A 15988-nucleotide genomic window follows, 5' to 3' on the forward strand; every position below is an offset into this window, starting at 1 on the left:
ACCGGAGGAGCATCGAGGTCAAACACCTGTAAAGCTCTTCTTCCGCGAGGTGCAACAAGACGGTGGCCGCCCTTGTTTTCCCAGTTGAGGGGAATGTCCAGCTCGTGAGGGGCGGCCTCACCTCGCGATTGGAGCACCGACATGCCCCTGGCACGCATCGACATGGTCCGCGGACGCCGCCCCGACCAGGTCAAGGCCGTCGTCGACGCCATCCATCACGCGCTGGTGGAGGTCCTGGCGATCCCGGTACGAGATCGCTTCCAGATCGTCACCCAGCACGAGGCCGACGAGATCATCGCCCAGGACGCCGGCCTTGGCTTCGAGCGCGGCCCCGAGGTGGTGATCGTCCAGATCTTCACCCAGCGCGGCCGCGGCGCCGCCGACAAGCAGCGCCTCTACCGCGCTCTCGCCGACCACCTGGACCAGGCAGGGGTCGGCGGCCAGGAGCTGTTCGTCAGCTATGTCGAGAACGGTCCCGAAGACTGGTCATTCGGCTTCGGCCGCGCCCAGTACGTCGACGGGGAATTGCCGATTCCCGGCTGATCGCTACCGTCGAAGGAGGCTCCCAGTGTCCGATCATCTCGATGCTCCGGGGATGAAGCCGCCGCATGGCGATGCCCGGATCGACATCACCGATATCTTCGCCTTCCGGCAGCCCGGCGGCCAGGACCGCTCGGTCCTGGCCATGTGCGTCAACCCGCTGGCGCCGACCATGGGGGAGCGGTTCCACCCGCGGGCCGTCTACAACCTGCACCTGGACACCAACGGCGACGCCGTGGCCGACCTGACCTTCGCGGTCACCTTCTCCGGTGAGGCGGAACAGACGGCGAGGGTGAAGCTGGACGGCGAGGTGCTCTTCGCCGGTGCCCCGGTGTGCTTCGGGCCGCGGGCGCAGGCTTCGACCGAGGGGGACTACCGCTTCTTCGCCGGGATCCGCAGCGATCCGTTCTTCTTCGACCTGGAGGGCTTCAAGGCGGGCATGGCCTTCACCGGGGCCGACTTCTTCGCCGACAAGAACGTCTTCGCCATCGTCCTGGAGGTGCCCAACAGCCTGTTCCTCGAGCAACCGGTCGGCTACTGGACGACGGTGCTGCTGGAGGGCACGCAGGTCGAGCGGATGGGTCGGCCGCTGATGAACATCGTGTTCACCAAGGACGACGACAAGAACGCCTACAACGCCGGCGCACCCGCCGACGACCGGCGCGACCACACCGGCAAGATCGTCGCGGCCCTGCTGGGCGCGGGCGGCGGCTACACCGAGCACGAGGCCACCGAGGTGGCCGGGCAGTTGCTGCCCGACCTGCTCAGCTACGACTGCACCGAGCCGGCCGGCTACCCGAACGGCCGCCAGTTCGCCGACGACATCGTCGACGAGCAGCTGGCCATCCTGACCAAGGGGAGCGCGCCCTCCCAGGGGATCAAGCCGCATGGCGACACGCTGACGGTTTTCCCCTATCTGGGCGCTCCGCACTAAATTTCCCAGTCGCTGGTCCCACCTCCTAACCTCGGAGCCGAGGACGGCGAAGGGCCGGATCCGGCACCGGCAGGAGAGCAGGCCACCATGAACAGCGCACTGACCGCCATCGGCCTGTCCGTTCCCGTGCTGGCCGCACCCATGGCAGGCGGCGCCACCACGCCCCGGCTGGTCACCGCCGCCGCCGAAGCCGGCGGGCTCGGGTTGCTGGCCGGCGGCTACAAGCGCCCGGAAGCGCTCGCGGAGCAGATCGCCGAGGTACGGGCGGCCGCCGTTCCGTTCGGCGTCAACCTGTTCGCCCCCAACCCGATCCCGGCAGACCCCGCCGCCTACCGCCGCTACGCCGGCACCATCCAGCCCGAAGCTGACCATTACGGACTCGACCTCGCCACCGTCCCTCTCACCGAGGACGACGACCATTGGCGCGACAAGATAGACCTCCTCCTGGCCGACCCCGTCCCGCTGGCCAGCTTCACCTTCGGTATCCCGGATCCGGCGGTCATCAAGGCGCTCCGCGCCGCCGGCACGCTGATCGCGCAGACGGTCACCTCAGCCGAGGAAGCGCTGCGCGCCGCCGACGCCGGTGTCAATCTCCTGGCCGTGCAGGCGGGCGCGGCCGGCGGCCACTCGGGCACCCTCACCCCCGACCGCCTTCCCGCGGCGACACCGATCACCCAGCTGCTGCGCGAAGTGGCCCAGGTGACCGATCTCCCGCTCATCGCCGCAGGAGGTCTGGCCACCGGCGATGCCGTCGCCGAGGTCCTGCGGGCCGGCGCCGTGGCCGCCATGGTCGGCACCGTCCTGATCCGCGCAGACGAAAGCGGCGCCTCGAAAACGCACCAGGACGCTCTCGCCGACCCGGCCCGCGACCGGACGCTCGTCACCCGCGCGTTCACCGGCCGCCCGGCGCGCGCGCTGCGCAACGCCTTCACCGACCGCTATGACCACCTCGCCCCGGCCGGTTACCCCGCGCTGCACCACCTGACCGGCCCACTGCGCAGAGCCGCGGCCGCCGCCGGTGACGCCGAACGCCTCCACCTGTGGGCCGGCACCGGTTACCGGCACGCGTCGGCCGAGCCCGCGGCGCGCATCCTGGCCCGTCTTACGGCGAACCTGTAGCACGCTGTTGGCTCTCTCTGGGAGATGGTTCCCATCGTCGCTGTGAGCACTGGCACGAGCAGCGGCAGGGCCGTCAAGCTGGGCCGCGAGCCCGGGCGGAGGCGATCCTGGCATCGCTACAGGAGGAAAGTCGCCGGTTGCGCCAAAGGACGGCCGGTCGCCTCGCTGGGACAACTTCGAGAGCCAAGAATTCTCACTGAAGCTCCATCGGCTGCCCGAACGGATCCCACTTCACCACGACGAGCCCGCCGTATCGCTGGGCCAGCCTGTGGCGCAGATCCTGGTCGAAGCTGTTCGTCTCGAGGATGACCCGGTTTGACTCCGTGTCGATCCCCGCCCCGAGGGCGCTGGGCTCGTCAAGCAGTTCGTCCTCGCCATCGAGCGCCTGGCTCAGTGCCGCCTGACTGTTCGCGACCCGCCGCACCTCCGGCACGATGTCGTACCTGACCTGCTTCCCCTCGGACCAGTACGCCCCCGAGAGCACCGGAGCGGCCAGCGCGCGCCCTCGCGCCGTGACGTAAGGCGCGACGAGCCGGTACGGCCCGCCATGAGCGATGTAAGGGGGAGCGAGGTCGTCCGGATACGCCTCGGCCCGCTGCTCCGCGAGTATTCGCGCTCGGTTGAAGGGCTCGATGCCCTCGTACGACCTGAGCATGACGCGCGAGACGGGCTCGTAGTACACCTCGGCCGCGTCGTTGGTGGCCGGCTGAATGACCCCCCGCAGCTCGCCGGGAAGGAACAAAGGCGCCGCCGTGACGGCGTAGACGAGGAGCAGCATGAAGATGATCTTCAATCGCATGCGCGCAGAGTTTGCCGGAAAGCCGCACCGCCGTACTGAGCACGAGGCAGATCGACGTCTCTGTGTGGGCGGTGGGCGGGCGACAGCCCTTGACAACGTCCATATGAGCTCCGACCGACGGCTGCTTCACCGGCCTGGGCAGCGCCTTCGCCCACTATGGGTGCCCTGCGGACCCGGGCAGACGAGCAGGGTGATCTCGTCGACGACGCCGGCGTTCAACAGGGAGTCCATGAGTTTCACGCTCCCCCACAGCCAGATGTCCTTGCCGCTCTGCTCCTTGAGCACCCAGACGGTGGCGGCCGAGTTGTGCCTCGCGGTCGTGGCGGGGAAGTCGCCCCAGGGGGCGTCCTCCAGCTTCGACGAGGCGACGAACTTGGTGAGGTTCTGTGGGCAACCCACCAAGCGATGTCCAACGCGGCCGTCCTCCTGATCGGTGTGGGGGTGGTGTTCGTGGGATCACGACTTCTGGCTCTCCGCCGGGCATCGGGCGTGTTGGTCAGGGACGGATGCCGAAAGGGCCGAGCACGCCGGTATCGATTCGCATGGACTCCAGCAGGCCGAAGGCGTTGTCCTCGGTGAACACGTCGGCGGCGGCCAGCGTGCCGAGGTAACCGGCGATGACCGGGGCGGCGGCCTGCTGGGCGACCGCGTTCAGGTAACCGGCGAAGATCGCCCACGCGTTGCCTGCTGGACCGTACTTGTCGAAGAACGGCGCCGGGTCGAGGCTGGAGACCGTGTCACGGACGCTGGTCCGCAGGTCGGCCAGGTATCGCTGTTGCAGATGTCCGTCGGCGCGGGTGCCGAGGCGGCCGAGGTGGCCGCCGACGAGGGTGCGCCACGGATATCTCATGGCGGTGTCGTGGGCCCGCAGCCAGCCGGGGATGTCCTGGGAGACGGCGAGGTTCTTGAACGGCACCCAGCCGGGATAAAGCACGTCGACCACCATCAGGGTCTCCTGCTTGGGGGCGTAGACGAAGATGTTGTCGGGTGAGTGGTTGGGGCCGTGGTAGGCCAGTTCGAGACGCTCGCCACCGACCCGCAGGACGTGGTGGTCGTCGAAGGTGAGCGTGGGCGCCGGCCGGTTCGGGTCCGCGTCCCGGCGCAGGAATCTCGCGGTCTCGGTATGTCCGATGCGGATGACGTCCTGGCCGAAGATCGAGGCGGCTCCGATGTGGTCGGCGTGCGAGTGGGAGTAGATGAGGTGGGTCACCTTCCGGGGGCGGCCGTTGGCCCGGGTGATCTCCTCGATGGCGCGCAGCAGGTTGTGCCCGATGGTGGGTGGCGCGTCGACGAGGACGACGCCCTGGCGCGTGGTCAGGAACATGGCCTGGTAGGAGGAGTCGGTGACCCAGTACAGGTCGCCGTCGATCTGGCCGACGAAGTAGCCCTTGTCGTTGAGCGCCGGGCCCTTTGACGCCACGGGGATGGGCGCGTAGTCGGGAAGGGCGCCGGATGCCGGCGCCTCGCCGGTCCCGAGCAGGCCGGCGGCAAGAGGCAGCGCCGATGCGGCCGTCGCTCGGGTGAGGAAGGTTCGCCTGCTCGAGTGGGTGGGAGTGTGGACCATGGGGTTGTCTCCATTCGGAAGGTGTGGCTGCTAGGCGAACGTGGGACGGGCGGAGCGGTGCGATGGGTCCGGTGGTTGGGGGTGGTCACGATCCGGTCGAGTCCGCGGGGGGGGGGTGAACGCTTCGGCGGCCGGGCGGGAACCGCGACAGGCGCGGGGGATCTCGCCTGTCGCGGTGCCGGACGGATCGGCGTCGTGTGGGATCAGCTGGTGGTGCGGGCAGCCGCTGTGATGAGGGCGGTGGTGGCGTCAGGTCGGGAGATCATGACCACGTGTGAGGCTTCCCTGACTTCGCTGGTGTGCGCGCCTGCGCGCTTGGCCATGAACCGCTGGGCCGCGGGTGGGATGGCCTGGTCGGCGCCGGCGACCAGGTACCAGGAGGGGATGCTCTTCCAGGCGGGCGGTCCGCTCGGGGAGCCGAGCGCGGCCAGGGAGGCCGGGCGCTGGGTGGCGGCCATCAGAGCGGTGTCGCGGGCGGGCAGGTCGGCGGCGAAGGCGGCGTGGAATGCGGCCGGGTCGATGTAGGCGTCGGTGCCGGTGCCGCCGCCGGGCAGCGGGTACTGGCGGGTGATCAGGCTGGTGGGCAGCTGGCTGCCGGGGAACTTGCCGGTCAGGTCGAGCGCTGACTCGGCCTCCTCGGGTGCGAATGCGGCGATGAAGACCAGCGCCTTGACGTAGGGGTGGCCGGTGGCGGCGTTGGAGATGACAGCTCCGCCGTAGGAGTGGCCGACCAGGATGACCGGTCCGTCGATGGCGGAGACGATGCTCGACAGGTAGGCCGAATCGCCTGCCAGGTCGCGCAGGGGGTTGGCGGGGGCGATCACCGGATAGCCGGCCCCTTGGAGCCGGGCGACGACCTTGTTCCAGCTCGAGGCGTCGGCGAACGCACCGTGGACCAGCACCACGGTGGGTTTGGCCGTATGCCGGCTCGCCGCGGTGGAGGCGGCGGCCGTCGTCGAGGAGAGAGCCGTGACCAGGATGGCCAGGACAGCCAGCATCACGGGCAGCAGGATCCAGGTTCTCGGCCGGGAGAGCGGAGCGGTCTGTGTGGACGCGTACGCGGACATGGCGGATCTCCTTGGTAGGGGTGGGTTGCTCAAGCGAAGCGCTGAGACAGCGGGAAGCTCTGGCCGTTGTCCGCCCGTCGGGCCAGGTCGGGGCGCGGGGTGGCCCGGCATGGGGGAGCGGCGCGCCTAGGCCGTGGGCGGAGGACCCGCCACGCGTAGGCGGTAGCCCTCGGCCGAGGCGAGGATGGCTTCGATGTCGAAGGAGGCCGGCGCGTCGTTGACGTCGGAGATGGGTGAGCTGTTGGCGGCGAACCACTGCTCGATGCCGGCGGGGCCGAAGGCGGCGACCATGCGGGCGTTCGGTGAGCGGACCAGATAGCTGTGCGGGACGCCGCGGGGGCCGTGCGCGACGGCGCCGGCGTGCAGGTCGTAGCGGTCGTCCCCGACGAAGAAGGTGATCTCACCATCGAGCACGATCCAGATCTCCTCCTCTGCCTCGTGAACGTGCAGGGGTGGCGCGTGGCCCTGGGGGTCGGTGAACTCCATCACGCTCAAGGTGCCGCCGGTCGCCGTGCCCGGCACCAGGATCTGGGCCCGTCCGCCGAGGAACCAGAAGGGGTTCTGCGTGTCGCCGGTGTGGGGTGGACGTTCCTTGTTCATGGGGTGCTCCTGGGGTCAGTTCTTTTTGAGGAAGCGCAGGAGTGTGCGGGTGAGCTGTTCGGGCTGTTCCTCGAAGATCCAGTGGCCGGAGTCCTCGATGACGATCCCGGTCACATGGCTGGCGTACCGGCGGACCTGGGTGGGGACGAAATCACCGAGGCTGCCGCGGGCGCCGATGGCGAGCACGGGCATGGTGAGCTTCTTCGCCCTGTTTGCGCGGTTGTCGGCGACGTCCTTGGGAAAAGCGCGGAACCATGCGAAACTCGCCCGCAGGTGAGCGTCATCGCGCAGGTAACGGGCGTACTCGCGGACCTGTTTGTCGCTGACGCCGTTCTTCTTGACTTCGAGGGAGTCGACGAAACGCTCCACCCACTGCTCTTCCCTGCCGTTCACCATGCGCTCGGGCAGGCCGTTGGTGATGCTGAAATAGCCGAAGTTCCAGAAGCCCGGTCCCTTCGCGGTGAGGGAGGGGAAGGTGTAGAGGGTCTTGTCGGGGATGGGGGCCTCGCTGAGGACCAGCTTGGTGACGTCACCGGGGTGGGCGGCGGCGTAGGCGTAGGCGACCATCGTGCCGATGTCGTGCCCAACGAGCCTGATGTGCCGCTCGCGGCCGAGCGTGGTCAACAGCCCGTAGACGTCAGCGGCGAGGGTCTTCTTGTCGTAACCACTGGCGGGTGCGTCGCTCTTGCCCGCCCCGCGCAGATCCGGTGCGATGACCGTGTAGTGCTTGGCGAGTTCGGGCAGGATTTCGCGCCAGGTGTACCAGGTTTGCGGGTATCCGTGCAGCAGGACCAGCGTCGGCCCGTGTCCACCGCGCACGTAGTTGATCGCGACGTTGCCGACCTGGACTCTCTTCTCGCGGAATCCTGCCGGAATGCGCGGCCCATGGCCGGTCTTCGACGGCGTCTTGGCGGCAATGGCTGTGCTGGGCGCCGGTGCGGCCCGGGCGGAGGCGGCAGGGGCGAGGTTGGCGAGCATGCCGATCACCGCGATCGGGATGACCACATGGCCGCAGATCTTCGGGTCAAGGGTGAAATGGATCGTTTTCACAGGAGGTTCCCCTTTTCGAGGCGAGCGAGGGTCTTAGGGGCAAACCGTAGAAACCGGCTCGCTTGCCGCGCGTGCGTCACCTGACTGCGTCACCGAGCGCTACGTGACTGCAGGCTGTTCCAAGCTGAAGGCGAACGAAGCAGCGGCTCGCTCCCGATCGTGCGGTGACCTCTATGCGGAAGGGCCGGTATCGGGAGATCCGCCTCGGCGGTTGTGAGCCGGCTGGGCACGCCGCTGTCACAGGTCTTTCCCGTAAGCTTTGGGTGATCTCCACTAGATCGCGGAGAAGGAGCACTTGATTAGCGCACCCAGCTTCGCGGAGGTGCTGCGTCGCCATCGGCACGCGGCCCATCTGACGTTGGAGCAGCTCGCCGAGGCTTCGGGAGTCAGCGCACGGACGCTGTCGGACATGGAGCGCGGACGCAGCAAGGGCCCGCAGCACCGGACCGTCACCGCGCTGGCCGACGCCCTCGGCCTGGCCGACACCGACCGCGAACAGCTCGTCGAGCTGGCGCGTGAGGGCCGCCTGCGCGACCACTGGACCCGCCCGACCGGGCTGTGCGAGCTGCCCCGCTCCGTCGACGACTTCACCGGCCGAGTCGCGGAACTGGCGTGGGCCAACGAGCTGATGCGCGCCGGCGACGCGTCGAGCGCCCCGGGCGTGGCGCTCATCACCGGCTCTGCCGGGCTGGGCAAGACCACATTGACCGTCCGCGCCGCCCACGCCCTGCGGCCGGACTTCCCCCACGGAGTGTTCTTCCTCGACCTGTTCGGCATGTCCGCGCAGCCCATGCCCGCCGGCGAGGCTCTGGACCTGCTGCTTCGCGCACTCGGCATGACAGATCCGCAGATCTCCGGCGACGTCGCCGGGCGTGCGTCCTTATACCGGTCCTTGCTGCGCGACCGGAGCGCGCTGGTCGTTCTCGACAACGCCGCCTCCGAGGAACAGGTCCGGCCGCTGCTGCCCGGCGGCGGCGCGGGCAAGGCCCTGGTGACCAGCCGCCGCCTGCTGGCCGGTCTGGAAGGAGTGCGCAGACTCAGCCTCGGGCCCTTGCCCCTGCTGGAGGCCACCGAGCTGCTGACCGGAATCCTGAAAGACCGCGGCGCCTCGGACGAAGGATCGGCCGTCGGGCAGCTCGCGCAGCTGTGCGGCGGTCTGCCCCTCGCGCTCAGGATCGCCGGAAATCGGCTGGTCAGCCGGCCCGGGTGGAACGCCGCCGACCTCGCCGCCCGGCTGGCGAACGAGGAGCGTCGCCTGGACCAGCTCAGCGCCGGCGATCTCAAGATCGCCACCGCGTTCGGGTTGTCCTACGAGCAGCTGGCCAACGCGACGCGACGGCTCTTCCGCCGGCTCGCCCTGGTGCCGGGTCGCGACTTCGACGCCGCTCTCGCCGCCGTGGTGGGCGGCACGTCGATCGAGGGGGCATGGGACGCCCTGGACGAGCTCGTCGACCTCGGTCTGCTGCAGGACAGTGCGTTGGGACGCTACCGCTTCCACGACCTGGTCCGGCTGTTCGCCCGCGATCGGCTTCGGGAAGAGGAGCCCGGGGCCGAGCGCGACGCACTCACCGTGACGATGACGTCGTGGCTGCTGCGGATGGCCACCACCGCCGGGAGGTGGTTCGATCCCCTGTACGGCCGTCCCGACCAGGCTGACCCCGACCTCGCCCACCTGCCCTCCCTCGAGAAGGCCGACCATTGGCTACGCGTGAATGCGGACAACTGGCTGAGCGCGTTACGTCACGCGGCGAGCATCGGCCGGTTCGCCGCAGTCCTCGACTGCGCCGAGTCGATGGACTGGTTCTCCGATCAGTGGATGCACGCGCCGCACTGGTATGAGGTGTTCACCCTCGGTGCCGAGGCCGCCGCTGCTCTGGGGGACCCTGCCCGGCAGGCCCAGCAGCTGAACATGCTGGCCTGGGTCCATCTGGTGCCGCGAGAAGATCTGGAGACCACACTGCGCTACACAGCCCAGGCGATAGACCTGGCAACCCGCAGTGGCGCCACGGTGCAGATCGCCTTGGCCCACCACCACGCGGGGGGCGCGCTTCGACGGCTCGGGCGGCTCGACGAGGCCATCGCGGCGGAAACCCAGGCGGCGCGGATCCACATGGCCAACGGCGACATGGATCGGTACTGCCACTGTCTCGGCGCCCTCGGCACCTGCCTTCGCGATGCTGGACACTACACCAAGGCACTGGAGCAGTACCTCGACATGTTGGCCCTGCTGAACGACGACCGCTCGGGGATAACGCCGAGCGTCGCGGCGTTCACCCGGCCGATCGCGCTGGCCCGCGTCGGCGAATGTCTGGGACTGCTCGGTCGCCGGGCTGAAGCGATCATCAAGCTCACCGAGGCGGTCAGCCTCATGAAGCAGGCTCAGCTGCCCGTCCCGCAGGCCCGCGCCTTGGAGACGCTGGCGGCCTTGCTGTCCGAGGAGAACCGGACTGACGAGAGCCGCCATACCTACGCGCGGGCGGCTGAGGTGTACGAGGCCATCGGCGACGCAGAGGCGAGCGGCCGCTGCCGCGACCTGGCGAACGCCTGACGGTTTCCGCGCTACTTCTGCGTCCTGTTCTGCGTGGCCGCGCCACGTGCGCGTGACTTGGATGGAGAGCACCAGGACAGGCGCCGGGCCTGTCCATCCAGCTCAGGAGCGACCATGACCACCATCAGGAACATCGTGCTCGTGCACGGTGGCTTCGTGGACGGATCCGGCTGGCGGGGCGTCTACGACGAGCTGACCAGGGACGGGCTCCGCGTCCACATCGTGCAGAACCCGACGCTGTCGCTGGCGGACGACGCCGCGGCGACCCGCCGGGTCCTGGACGGCCTCGATGGCCCGGCCGTCCTGGTCGGCCACTCCTACGGCGGGGTCGTCATCAGCGAGGCCGGCACCCACCCCAAGGTCACGTCGCTGGCCTACATCGCCGCGTTCGCCCCCGACAACGGCGAATCGGTCAGCACCCTCACCGCCACCCCGACACCGGACGCGTCGGCGCCGCCCATCCTCCCTCCCAAGGAGGGCTTCCTCTTCCTTGACCGCGACAAATTCGCCGCGTCGTTCGCCGCCGACCTGCCCGACCAGGTAGCCGCGTTCATGTCCGACTCCCAGGTCCCGTGGGGCGTGGACGCCCTCGGCGGTTCGGTCGGCGAGCCGGCCTGGCGGCACAAGCCCAGCTGGTACCTCATCGCGACCGAGGACCGGATGATCCCGCCGCCGGCTCAGCGCATGATGGCCGAGCGCGCCGGAGCGAAGGTCGTCGAGGTCATCGGCAGCCACGCCGTCTACGTCTCCCAGCCCGCCGCCGTCGCCGACCTCATCCGCGAGGCCGCCGCCTGACGTCCGCCCCGGAAACCGGTCACATCCGACCGGACAGTTCCACCACGTGACAAGGGGCTGCTCAGAAGGCGTTTCCAACAGTGATGAGGGCCTCTCCCTCGCGACGACGCCGGAACCGGCCGGGCTGCCGCCGGCCCTGGTCTTCACCGAGAGCCGCCTGCGAGCCACCCGGAACACGCGACCCGCAGAACTGAGCGCATCAGTGAAAGGCCGGAATCCTCATGACCCACGTTCCCGACGAAGGCATGCTGCTCATCCCCGGCGGCACCCTCATCACCGCCACCCCCGAAGAAGGCGCGACATCCGACCGCGGGAACGCCACACTCGCGGATTCCGCCACAGCGCAAGACCGGCCTGGTCAGAAGCGATCTGTCAACAAACGCGACAGTGACCACGGCTCACCGGTCCGCTCCTTCCCGGAGGCCACGTTCTCTGGACGGGACCCCGAGAGCAAGCGAGCATGTCTTCATATGCCGGAAAACCAGCCAGTAAGAGCACTTTTCGGGCGGGAGTCCGAACAGCGGCGGCTCGGCGCGTTCGTGGACGGCGTCCGCGAGAGCGGCGGGGCGATGCTGGTGCGCGGCGAGGCGGGGGTCGGGAAGTCGGCCCTGCTGCTGGATACGGCGGGGATCGCGGCCGCTCGTGGCATGCGCGTCTTGCGGACGGCCGGTGTGGAATCAGAGACGCACATGCCCTTCGCCGGCCTGCATCAGGCGCTGCTTCCGCTTCGTACCGAGATCGGGGAACTGCCCACCCCGCAGCGCGACGCGCTGGGAGCGGCGTTCGGGTTGACCGACGCCCGGGTGCCGGACCTGTTCCTCATCGCCCTGGCGACGCTGAACCTCCTGGGCGAGACGGCCGCACGCTCGCCCGTCCTGCTCCTTGTCGAGGACGTTCACTGGCTGGACCGCTCCAGCGCCGATGTGCTCGCGTTCGTCGCGCGGCGGCTGGATTCCGAACCGATCGTGCTGCTGGCCGCGATCCGCGACGGTTTCCAGAGCCCTCTTGACAGGGCCGGGCTGTCGGAGTTGCTCCTCGATCGGCTCGATGACACGGCCGCGACCGCCTTGCTGGACGCCTGCAGCCCCACCCTGGCGCCGGCGGTGCGCACACGGTTGCTGCGGGAGGCGGCGGGAAACCCGTTGGCCCTGGTCGAGCTGCCGATCGCCGCGGAAACGCAGGACGGGAAGGGGCCCCTGCCGCCGGGGTGGCTCCCGCTGACCACCCGGCTGGAACAGACCTTCACCGCCCGCATGTCGGGGTTGCCGCCGACCCTCCGAACCATGCTGCTGGTCGCCGCGCTCAACGACAGCACCGCGCTTTCCGAGACCCTCGACGCCACTGCGCTGATCACCGGTGTACCGGTCACGGCAGACGATCTGGCTCCCGCTGTCGACGTGCGGCTGGTGGACGTGCACGAAGCCGGCGTGTCGTTCCGGCACCCGCTCATGCGCTCGGCGATCTACCAGGGGGCGAGCATCTCCCAGCGGCACGCGGTGCATGCCGCCTTGGCCGACGTCCTCACTGGGCGGCCGGACCGTCGCGTCTGGCACCGCGCGGCATCCACCCCCAGGCCGGATGAGACCATTGCCGCCGAGCTGGAGACCGTGGCCAAAAGCGTGCGACGCCGGGGGGACCTGTTGTCGGCCGTCGCGGCGCTGGAGCACGCGGCCAGGCTCAGTGAGAATCCCGCTCACCGGTGTGAACGGCTGGTGCGGGCCGCCGAGTGCGCCGCTGAGATGGGACGGCGCGATATCGTCGTACGGCTGCTGGGCGAGGGCGAGCAGTCGCGGCTGTCGGCCCAGCAGCGGGCCCGTATCGTGTGGATCCGCGAGAGCTTCGAGGACGGCATCCGTGACGACAGCGCGGCAGCGCACTCTCTGGCCGATCTCGCCGAGACGATGGCGGCGCAGGGGGACGTCGATCTCGCGCTGAAACTTTTGTCCAGTGCGTCCCTGCGATGTTTCTGGGCTCATGCCGACGAGCGGTCGCGGCAACGCGTCGTCACCGTGGCCGAGGGACTGCCCGTCGACGATCTGGACGGGCGATTGCTGACGGTCTTGGCGTTCGCGGCGCCAATCGAGCGGGGCAAGGTGGTGATCGAGCGATTACGCCATCTGGCCGCTCAACCGACCGGCGGCCGACCGGCGGCCCGCCTGCTCGGTAGTTCGGCGTTGATGGTGGGGGCGTTCGACCTGTCGGAGGAATTCTGCGCCGCGTCGCTTCCGGCCCTGCGCGCGCAGGGCCGGCTCAGCCTCCTGGTACGAGACCTCGGGGCACAGGCGTGGAGCGCGGCCCGGCTGGCCGACCTGAGCGTGGCCATCCCCGCGGCCGAGGAGGCCGCCCGTCTGGCGCACGAGACATCCCAGCCGCTGATGCGCGCCATCGCTCAGGCCTCGGGCGCGGTGCTCGCCGCGCTACGTGGCGAACAGGATCGCGTGGAGAGCCTCGCGGTGGCGGCCGAGCAGGTGGCCCTGCCCATCGGAGCCCGCCCTGTGCTGGCCACGGTGCAGCTCGCGCGCGGGCTCGCCGCGCTGGGCGCGGGACGTTACGCCGACGCCTTCGACCATCTGCGCCGCCTGCACGACCCCGCCGATCCGGCCTTCCACCTGGCGTTGCGCTGCTTTTCCTTGGCCGAACTCGCAGACGCCGCGGTGCACAGCGGTCAAGGTCGCGCGGTGGCCGGCATCGTCGCCGAACTGGAGGTGGTGGCGCTCACCACGCCGTCGCCGTCCTTGCACGCGGACCTGCGCTACGCTCGGGCCGTTCTGGCCGATGATGCGGCGGCAGAGCCCTTCTTCGATGCCGCGCTCGGGGCTGACCTGCGGCGATGGCCCTTCGTACGGGCTCGGGTGCAGCTGGCGTACGGTGAATGGCTGCGGCGCCAGCGGCGTACGGCCGAGTCGCGGGCGCCCTTGCGTATAGCTCGCGAGACGTTCGACGCCTTGGGGGTGATCCCGTGGAGCGAGCGAGCGCGCCAGGAGCTGCGGGCCTCCGGCGAGAGCAGCCGTAGCCGCAGCGGTGAAGCGCGCGACGTGCTGACCGCGCAGGAACTCCAGATCGCCCAGATGGCGGCCGATGGCCTGACGAACCGGGAGATCGGCGAGAAGCTCTATCTGTCCCATCGAACCGTCAGCTCCCACCTCTACAGGATCTTCCCCAAGCTGGGGATCACCTCGCGATCGGCGTTGAGCACAGCCCTGCGCGTATCAGCCTGACCTCACCGCTTCGCTTGGGTGACGCTCGGTGACGCAGTCATGTGACGCTCGCGAGGCACGCGGAGGACTTCCTACGGTGAGGCCATGACCACAGCGATATCCTTCAAAAACGGCAGCACGCCGACCGTCGTGCTGGTCCACGGCGCCTTCACGGACGCCTCGAGCTGGGCGGGCGTGATCGCCGAGCTCCAGGCATCCGGGATCCCCGTGACCGCGGTGGCCAACCCGCTGCGCGGACCGGCCATCGACGCCGCCTACCTCGCCGGCGTCGTCGCCGCGATCGACGGTCCGGTCCTGCTGGTGGGCCACTCCTACGGCGGTGTGGTCATCACCCGGGCCGGAGCCCAGCCGGGCAACGTGGTCGGGTTGGTCTACGTGACCGCTTTCGCCCTGGAGGCAGGGGAGAGCGTCCTGGACGTCACGGGCCGCTTTCCCGACAGCCTGCTGGGCCCGGCGCTGCGGCCGGCCGTCTTCCGCACAGGCGATGGAGAGGAGGCTGTGGAGCTGTATCTCAAGGACGACCAGTTTCCGGCTGTGTTCGCCGCCGACCTGCCCGAGCGCCTCACCTCGGTGGCGGCCGCCGCGCAGCGCCCCATCGCGGCAGTGGCGTTCGAGGAGAGCTCTCCCGCCGCGAGCTGGAAGACCCTGCCGTCCTGGTACGTCGTGGCGACCGCCGACCAGGCGATCCATCCCGCCGCCCAGCGTTTCATGGCCCAGCGCGCCGGGGCCGACACCATCGAGGTCGACGCCTCACACGCGATCGCGTTGTCGCAACCGGCAGCCGTGGCCGGCCACATTCGCACCGCTGCGACCGCGACCCAGGCGGTCAAGCACACCCATCCGGCATAGAGGAGCAACCGATGACCGCACCGACCACTCCCGTCATCTTCATCCACGGCCTGTGGCTACACGCCACCTCCTGGTCCTCCTGGACCGAGCTGTTCACGGCCGCCGGCTATGACGCGATGGCCCCCGGCTGGCCGGGCGACAGCGAAAGCGTCGAACTGTCCAGAAAAGACCCCGACAGCATCGCCGACCACGGCATCGACGACGTCGTCGCCCACTACACGGAGATCATCAACGCTCTGGACGTCAAGCCGATCCTGATCGGTCACTCCTTCGGCGGCATGATCGCCGAGAAGCTGCTCGGGCAGGACCTGGCCAGAGCCGCGATCGCGATCGACGCCGCACAGATCAAGGGGGTCCTGCCGCTACCGTTGTCGGCGCTGCGCTCGACCCTGCCGGTGTTCAAGAACCCGGCCAACAAGCACCGGGCAGTCTCCCTCACCCTCGACCAGTTCACCTACGCGTTCGGCAACGCCATCCCGGCTGAGGAAGCAGCCGACCTGTACGAACGCTGGACCATCCCCGCGCCGGGCAAGCCGTTGTTCGAGGCCGCCGCCGCCAACTTCTCCCCCCACTCACCCGCCAAGGTGGAGACCGGCAACAACGCCCGGGGACCGCTGCTCCTGATCGCCGGCGGCAAGGACCATACTGTCCCCGAGACCGTCACCAAGGCGACCCTCAAGCAGTACCGGGACTCCACCGCGATCACCGACTTCCAGGAGTTCCCCGACCGCGGCCACTCCCTGACCATCGACCACGGCTGGCGTGAGGTCGCCGACGCCTGCCTGACCTGGCTCACCAGGAACGACCTACAGACGAGCTGAAAGCGATCCGCGGCGTTGATCGCCATCACCGGTCAACGCCGCGAACTGTGCCGCGGAACTCGACATCCTGGTCAACAACGTCGG

14 protein-coding genes are annotated in these 15988 nt (G+C 69.4%); 8 read left to right on the forward strand and 6 right to left on the reverse strand.

Going from position 1 to position 15988, the window contains the following annotated elements; translation table 11 throughout:
- Positions 1 to 141 precede the first annotated feature (141 nt).
- The 3 genes from ACQP2T_RS29410 (at position 142) to ACQP2T_RS29420 (ending at position 2593) form a co-directional block, all read left to right on the forward strand.
- Positions 142 to 543, forward strand: a complete 402-nt coding sequence (locus ACQP2T_RS29410) for a tautomerase family protein (protein WP_433519284.1) — start codon at positions 142 to 144, stop codon at positions 541 to 543.
- Positions 544 to 568: 25 nt separating this feature from the next.
- The gene (locus ACQP2T_RS29415) at positions 569 to 1474 is read left to right on the forward strand and encodes a DUF4331 family protein (protein ID WP_433519285.1); all 906 of its coding nucleotides are present in this window, start codon (positions 569 to 571) and stop codon (positions 1472 to 1474) included.
- An 87-nt stretch (positions 1475 to 1561) separates the two neighbouring features.
- Positions 1562 to 2593, forward strand: a complete 1032-nt coding sequence (locus ACQP2T_RS29420) for a nitronate monooxygenase (RefSeq protein WP_433519286.1) — start codon at positions 1562 to 1564, stop codon at positions 2591 to 2593.
- 193 nt (positions 2594 to 2786) lie between these two features.
- Here the strand turns inward: ACQP2T_RS29420 and ACQP2T_RS29425 are convergent, their stop codons facing one another.
- The 6 genes from ACQP2T_RS29425 to ACQP2T_RS29450 all read right to left on the reverse strand — a co-directional run bounded on the left by ACQP2T_RS29425 (position 2787) and on the right by ACQP2T_RS29450 (position 7673).
- Positions 2787 to 3392 carry a hypothetical protein gene (locus tag ACQP2T_RS29425; RefSeq protein ID WP_433519287.1) on the reverse strand — a complete coding sequence of 202 codons (606 nt, stop codon included), beginning with the start codon at positions 3390 to 3392 and terminating at the stop codon, positions 2787 to 2789.
- Positions 3393 to 3518: 126 nt separating this feature from the next.
- Complete coding sequence (locus ACQP2T_RS29430; RefSeq protein WP_433519288.1) at positions 3519 to 3791, reverse strand: dihydrofolate reductase family protein; 273 nt, start codon at positions 3789 to 3791, stop codon at positions 3519 to 3521.
- Between the two features lie 97 nt (positions 3792 to 3888).
- The gene (locus ACQP2T_RS29435; RefSeq protein WP_433519289.1) at positions 3889 to 4956 is read right to left on the reverse strand and encodes an MBL fold metallo-hydrolase; all 1068 of its coding nucleotides are present in this window, start codon (positions 4954 to 4956) and stop codon (positions 3889 to 3891) included.
- Positions 4957 to 5159: 203 nt separating this feature from the next.
- Positions 5160 to 6023, reverse strand: a complete 864-nt coding sequence (locus ACQP2T_RS29440; protein WP_433519290.1) for an alpha/beta fold hydrolase — start codon at positions 6021 to 6023, stop codon at positions 5160 to 5162.
- Between the two features lie 126 nt (positions 6024 to 6149).
- On the reverse strand, positions 6150 to 6623 hold the full coding sequence (locus ACQP2T_RS29445; RefSeq protein WP_433519291.1) for a cupin domain-containing protein: 474 nt from the start codon (positions 6621 to 6623) through the stop codon (positions 6150 to 6152).
- Between the two features lie 15 nt (positions 6624 to 6638).
- A complete protein-coding gene (locus ACQP2T_RS29450) occupies positions 6639 to 7673 on the reverse strand; it encodes an alpha/beta fold hydrolase (RefSeq protein ID WP_433519292.1) in 1035 nt (344 codons plus the stop codon).
- A 295-nt stretch (positions 7674 to 7968) separates the two neighbouring features.
- Between ACQP2T_RS29450 and ACQP2T_RS29455 the strand changes: the two genes are divergently transcribed.
- The 5 genes from ACQP2T_RS29455 (at position 7969) to ACQP2T_RS29475 (ending at position 15904) form a co-directional block, all read left to right on the forward strand.
- Complete coding sequence (locus tag ACQP2T_RS29455; protein WP_433519293.1) at positions 7969 to 10221, forward strand: ATP-binding protein; 2253 nt, start codon at positions 7969 to 7971, stop codon at positions 10219 to 10221.
- 114 nt (positions 10222 to 10335) lie between these two features.
- A complete protein-coding gene (locus tag ACQP2T_RS29460; protein ID WP_433519294.1) occupies positions 10336 to 11016 on the forward strand; it encodes an alpha/beta fold hydrolase in 681 nt (226 codons plus the stop codon).
- A gap of 470 nt (positions 11017 to 11486) precedes the next feature.
- Positions 11487 to 14234 (forward strand): helix-turn-helix transcriptional regulator, encoded by a 2748-nt coding sequence (locus tag ACQP2T_RS29465; protein WP_433519295.1) that lies wholly within the window; start codon positions 11487 to 11489, stop codon positions 14232 to 14234.
- 84 nt (positions 14235 to 14318) lie between these two features.
- Positions 14319 to 15083, forward strand: coding sequence for an alpha/beta fold hydrolase (locus ACQP2T_RS29470; protein ID WP_433519296.1), 765 nt, complete (start codon positions 14319 to 14321; stop codon positions 15081 to 15083).
- A gap of 11 nt (positions 15084 to 15094) precedes the next feature.
- Complete coding sequence (locus ACQP2T_RS29475; protein ID WP_433519297.1) at positions 15095 to 15904, forward strand: alpha/beta hydrolase; 810 nt, start codon at positions 15095 to 15097, stop codon at positions 15902 to 15904.
- Positions 15905 to 15988: the final 84 nt, after the last annotated feature.

The sequence above is a fragment of the Nonomuraea sp. CA-143628 genome (genome assembly GCF_050942315.1).
Taxonomy (GTDB): domain Bacteria; phylum Actinomycetota; class Actinomycetes; order Streptosporangiales; family Streptosporangiaceae; genus Nonomuraea.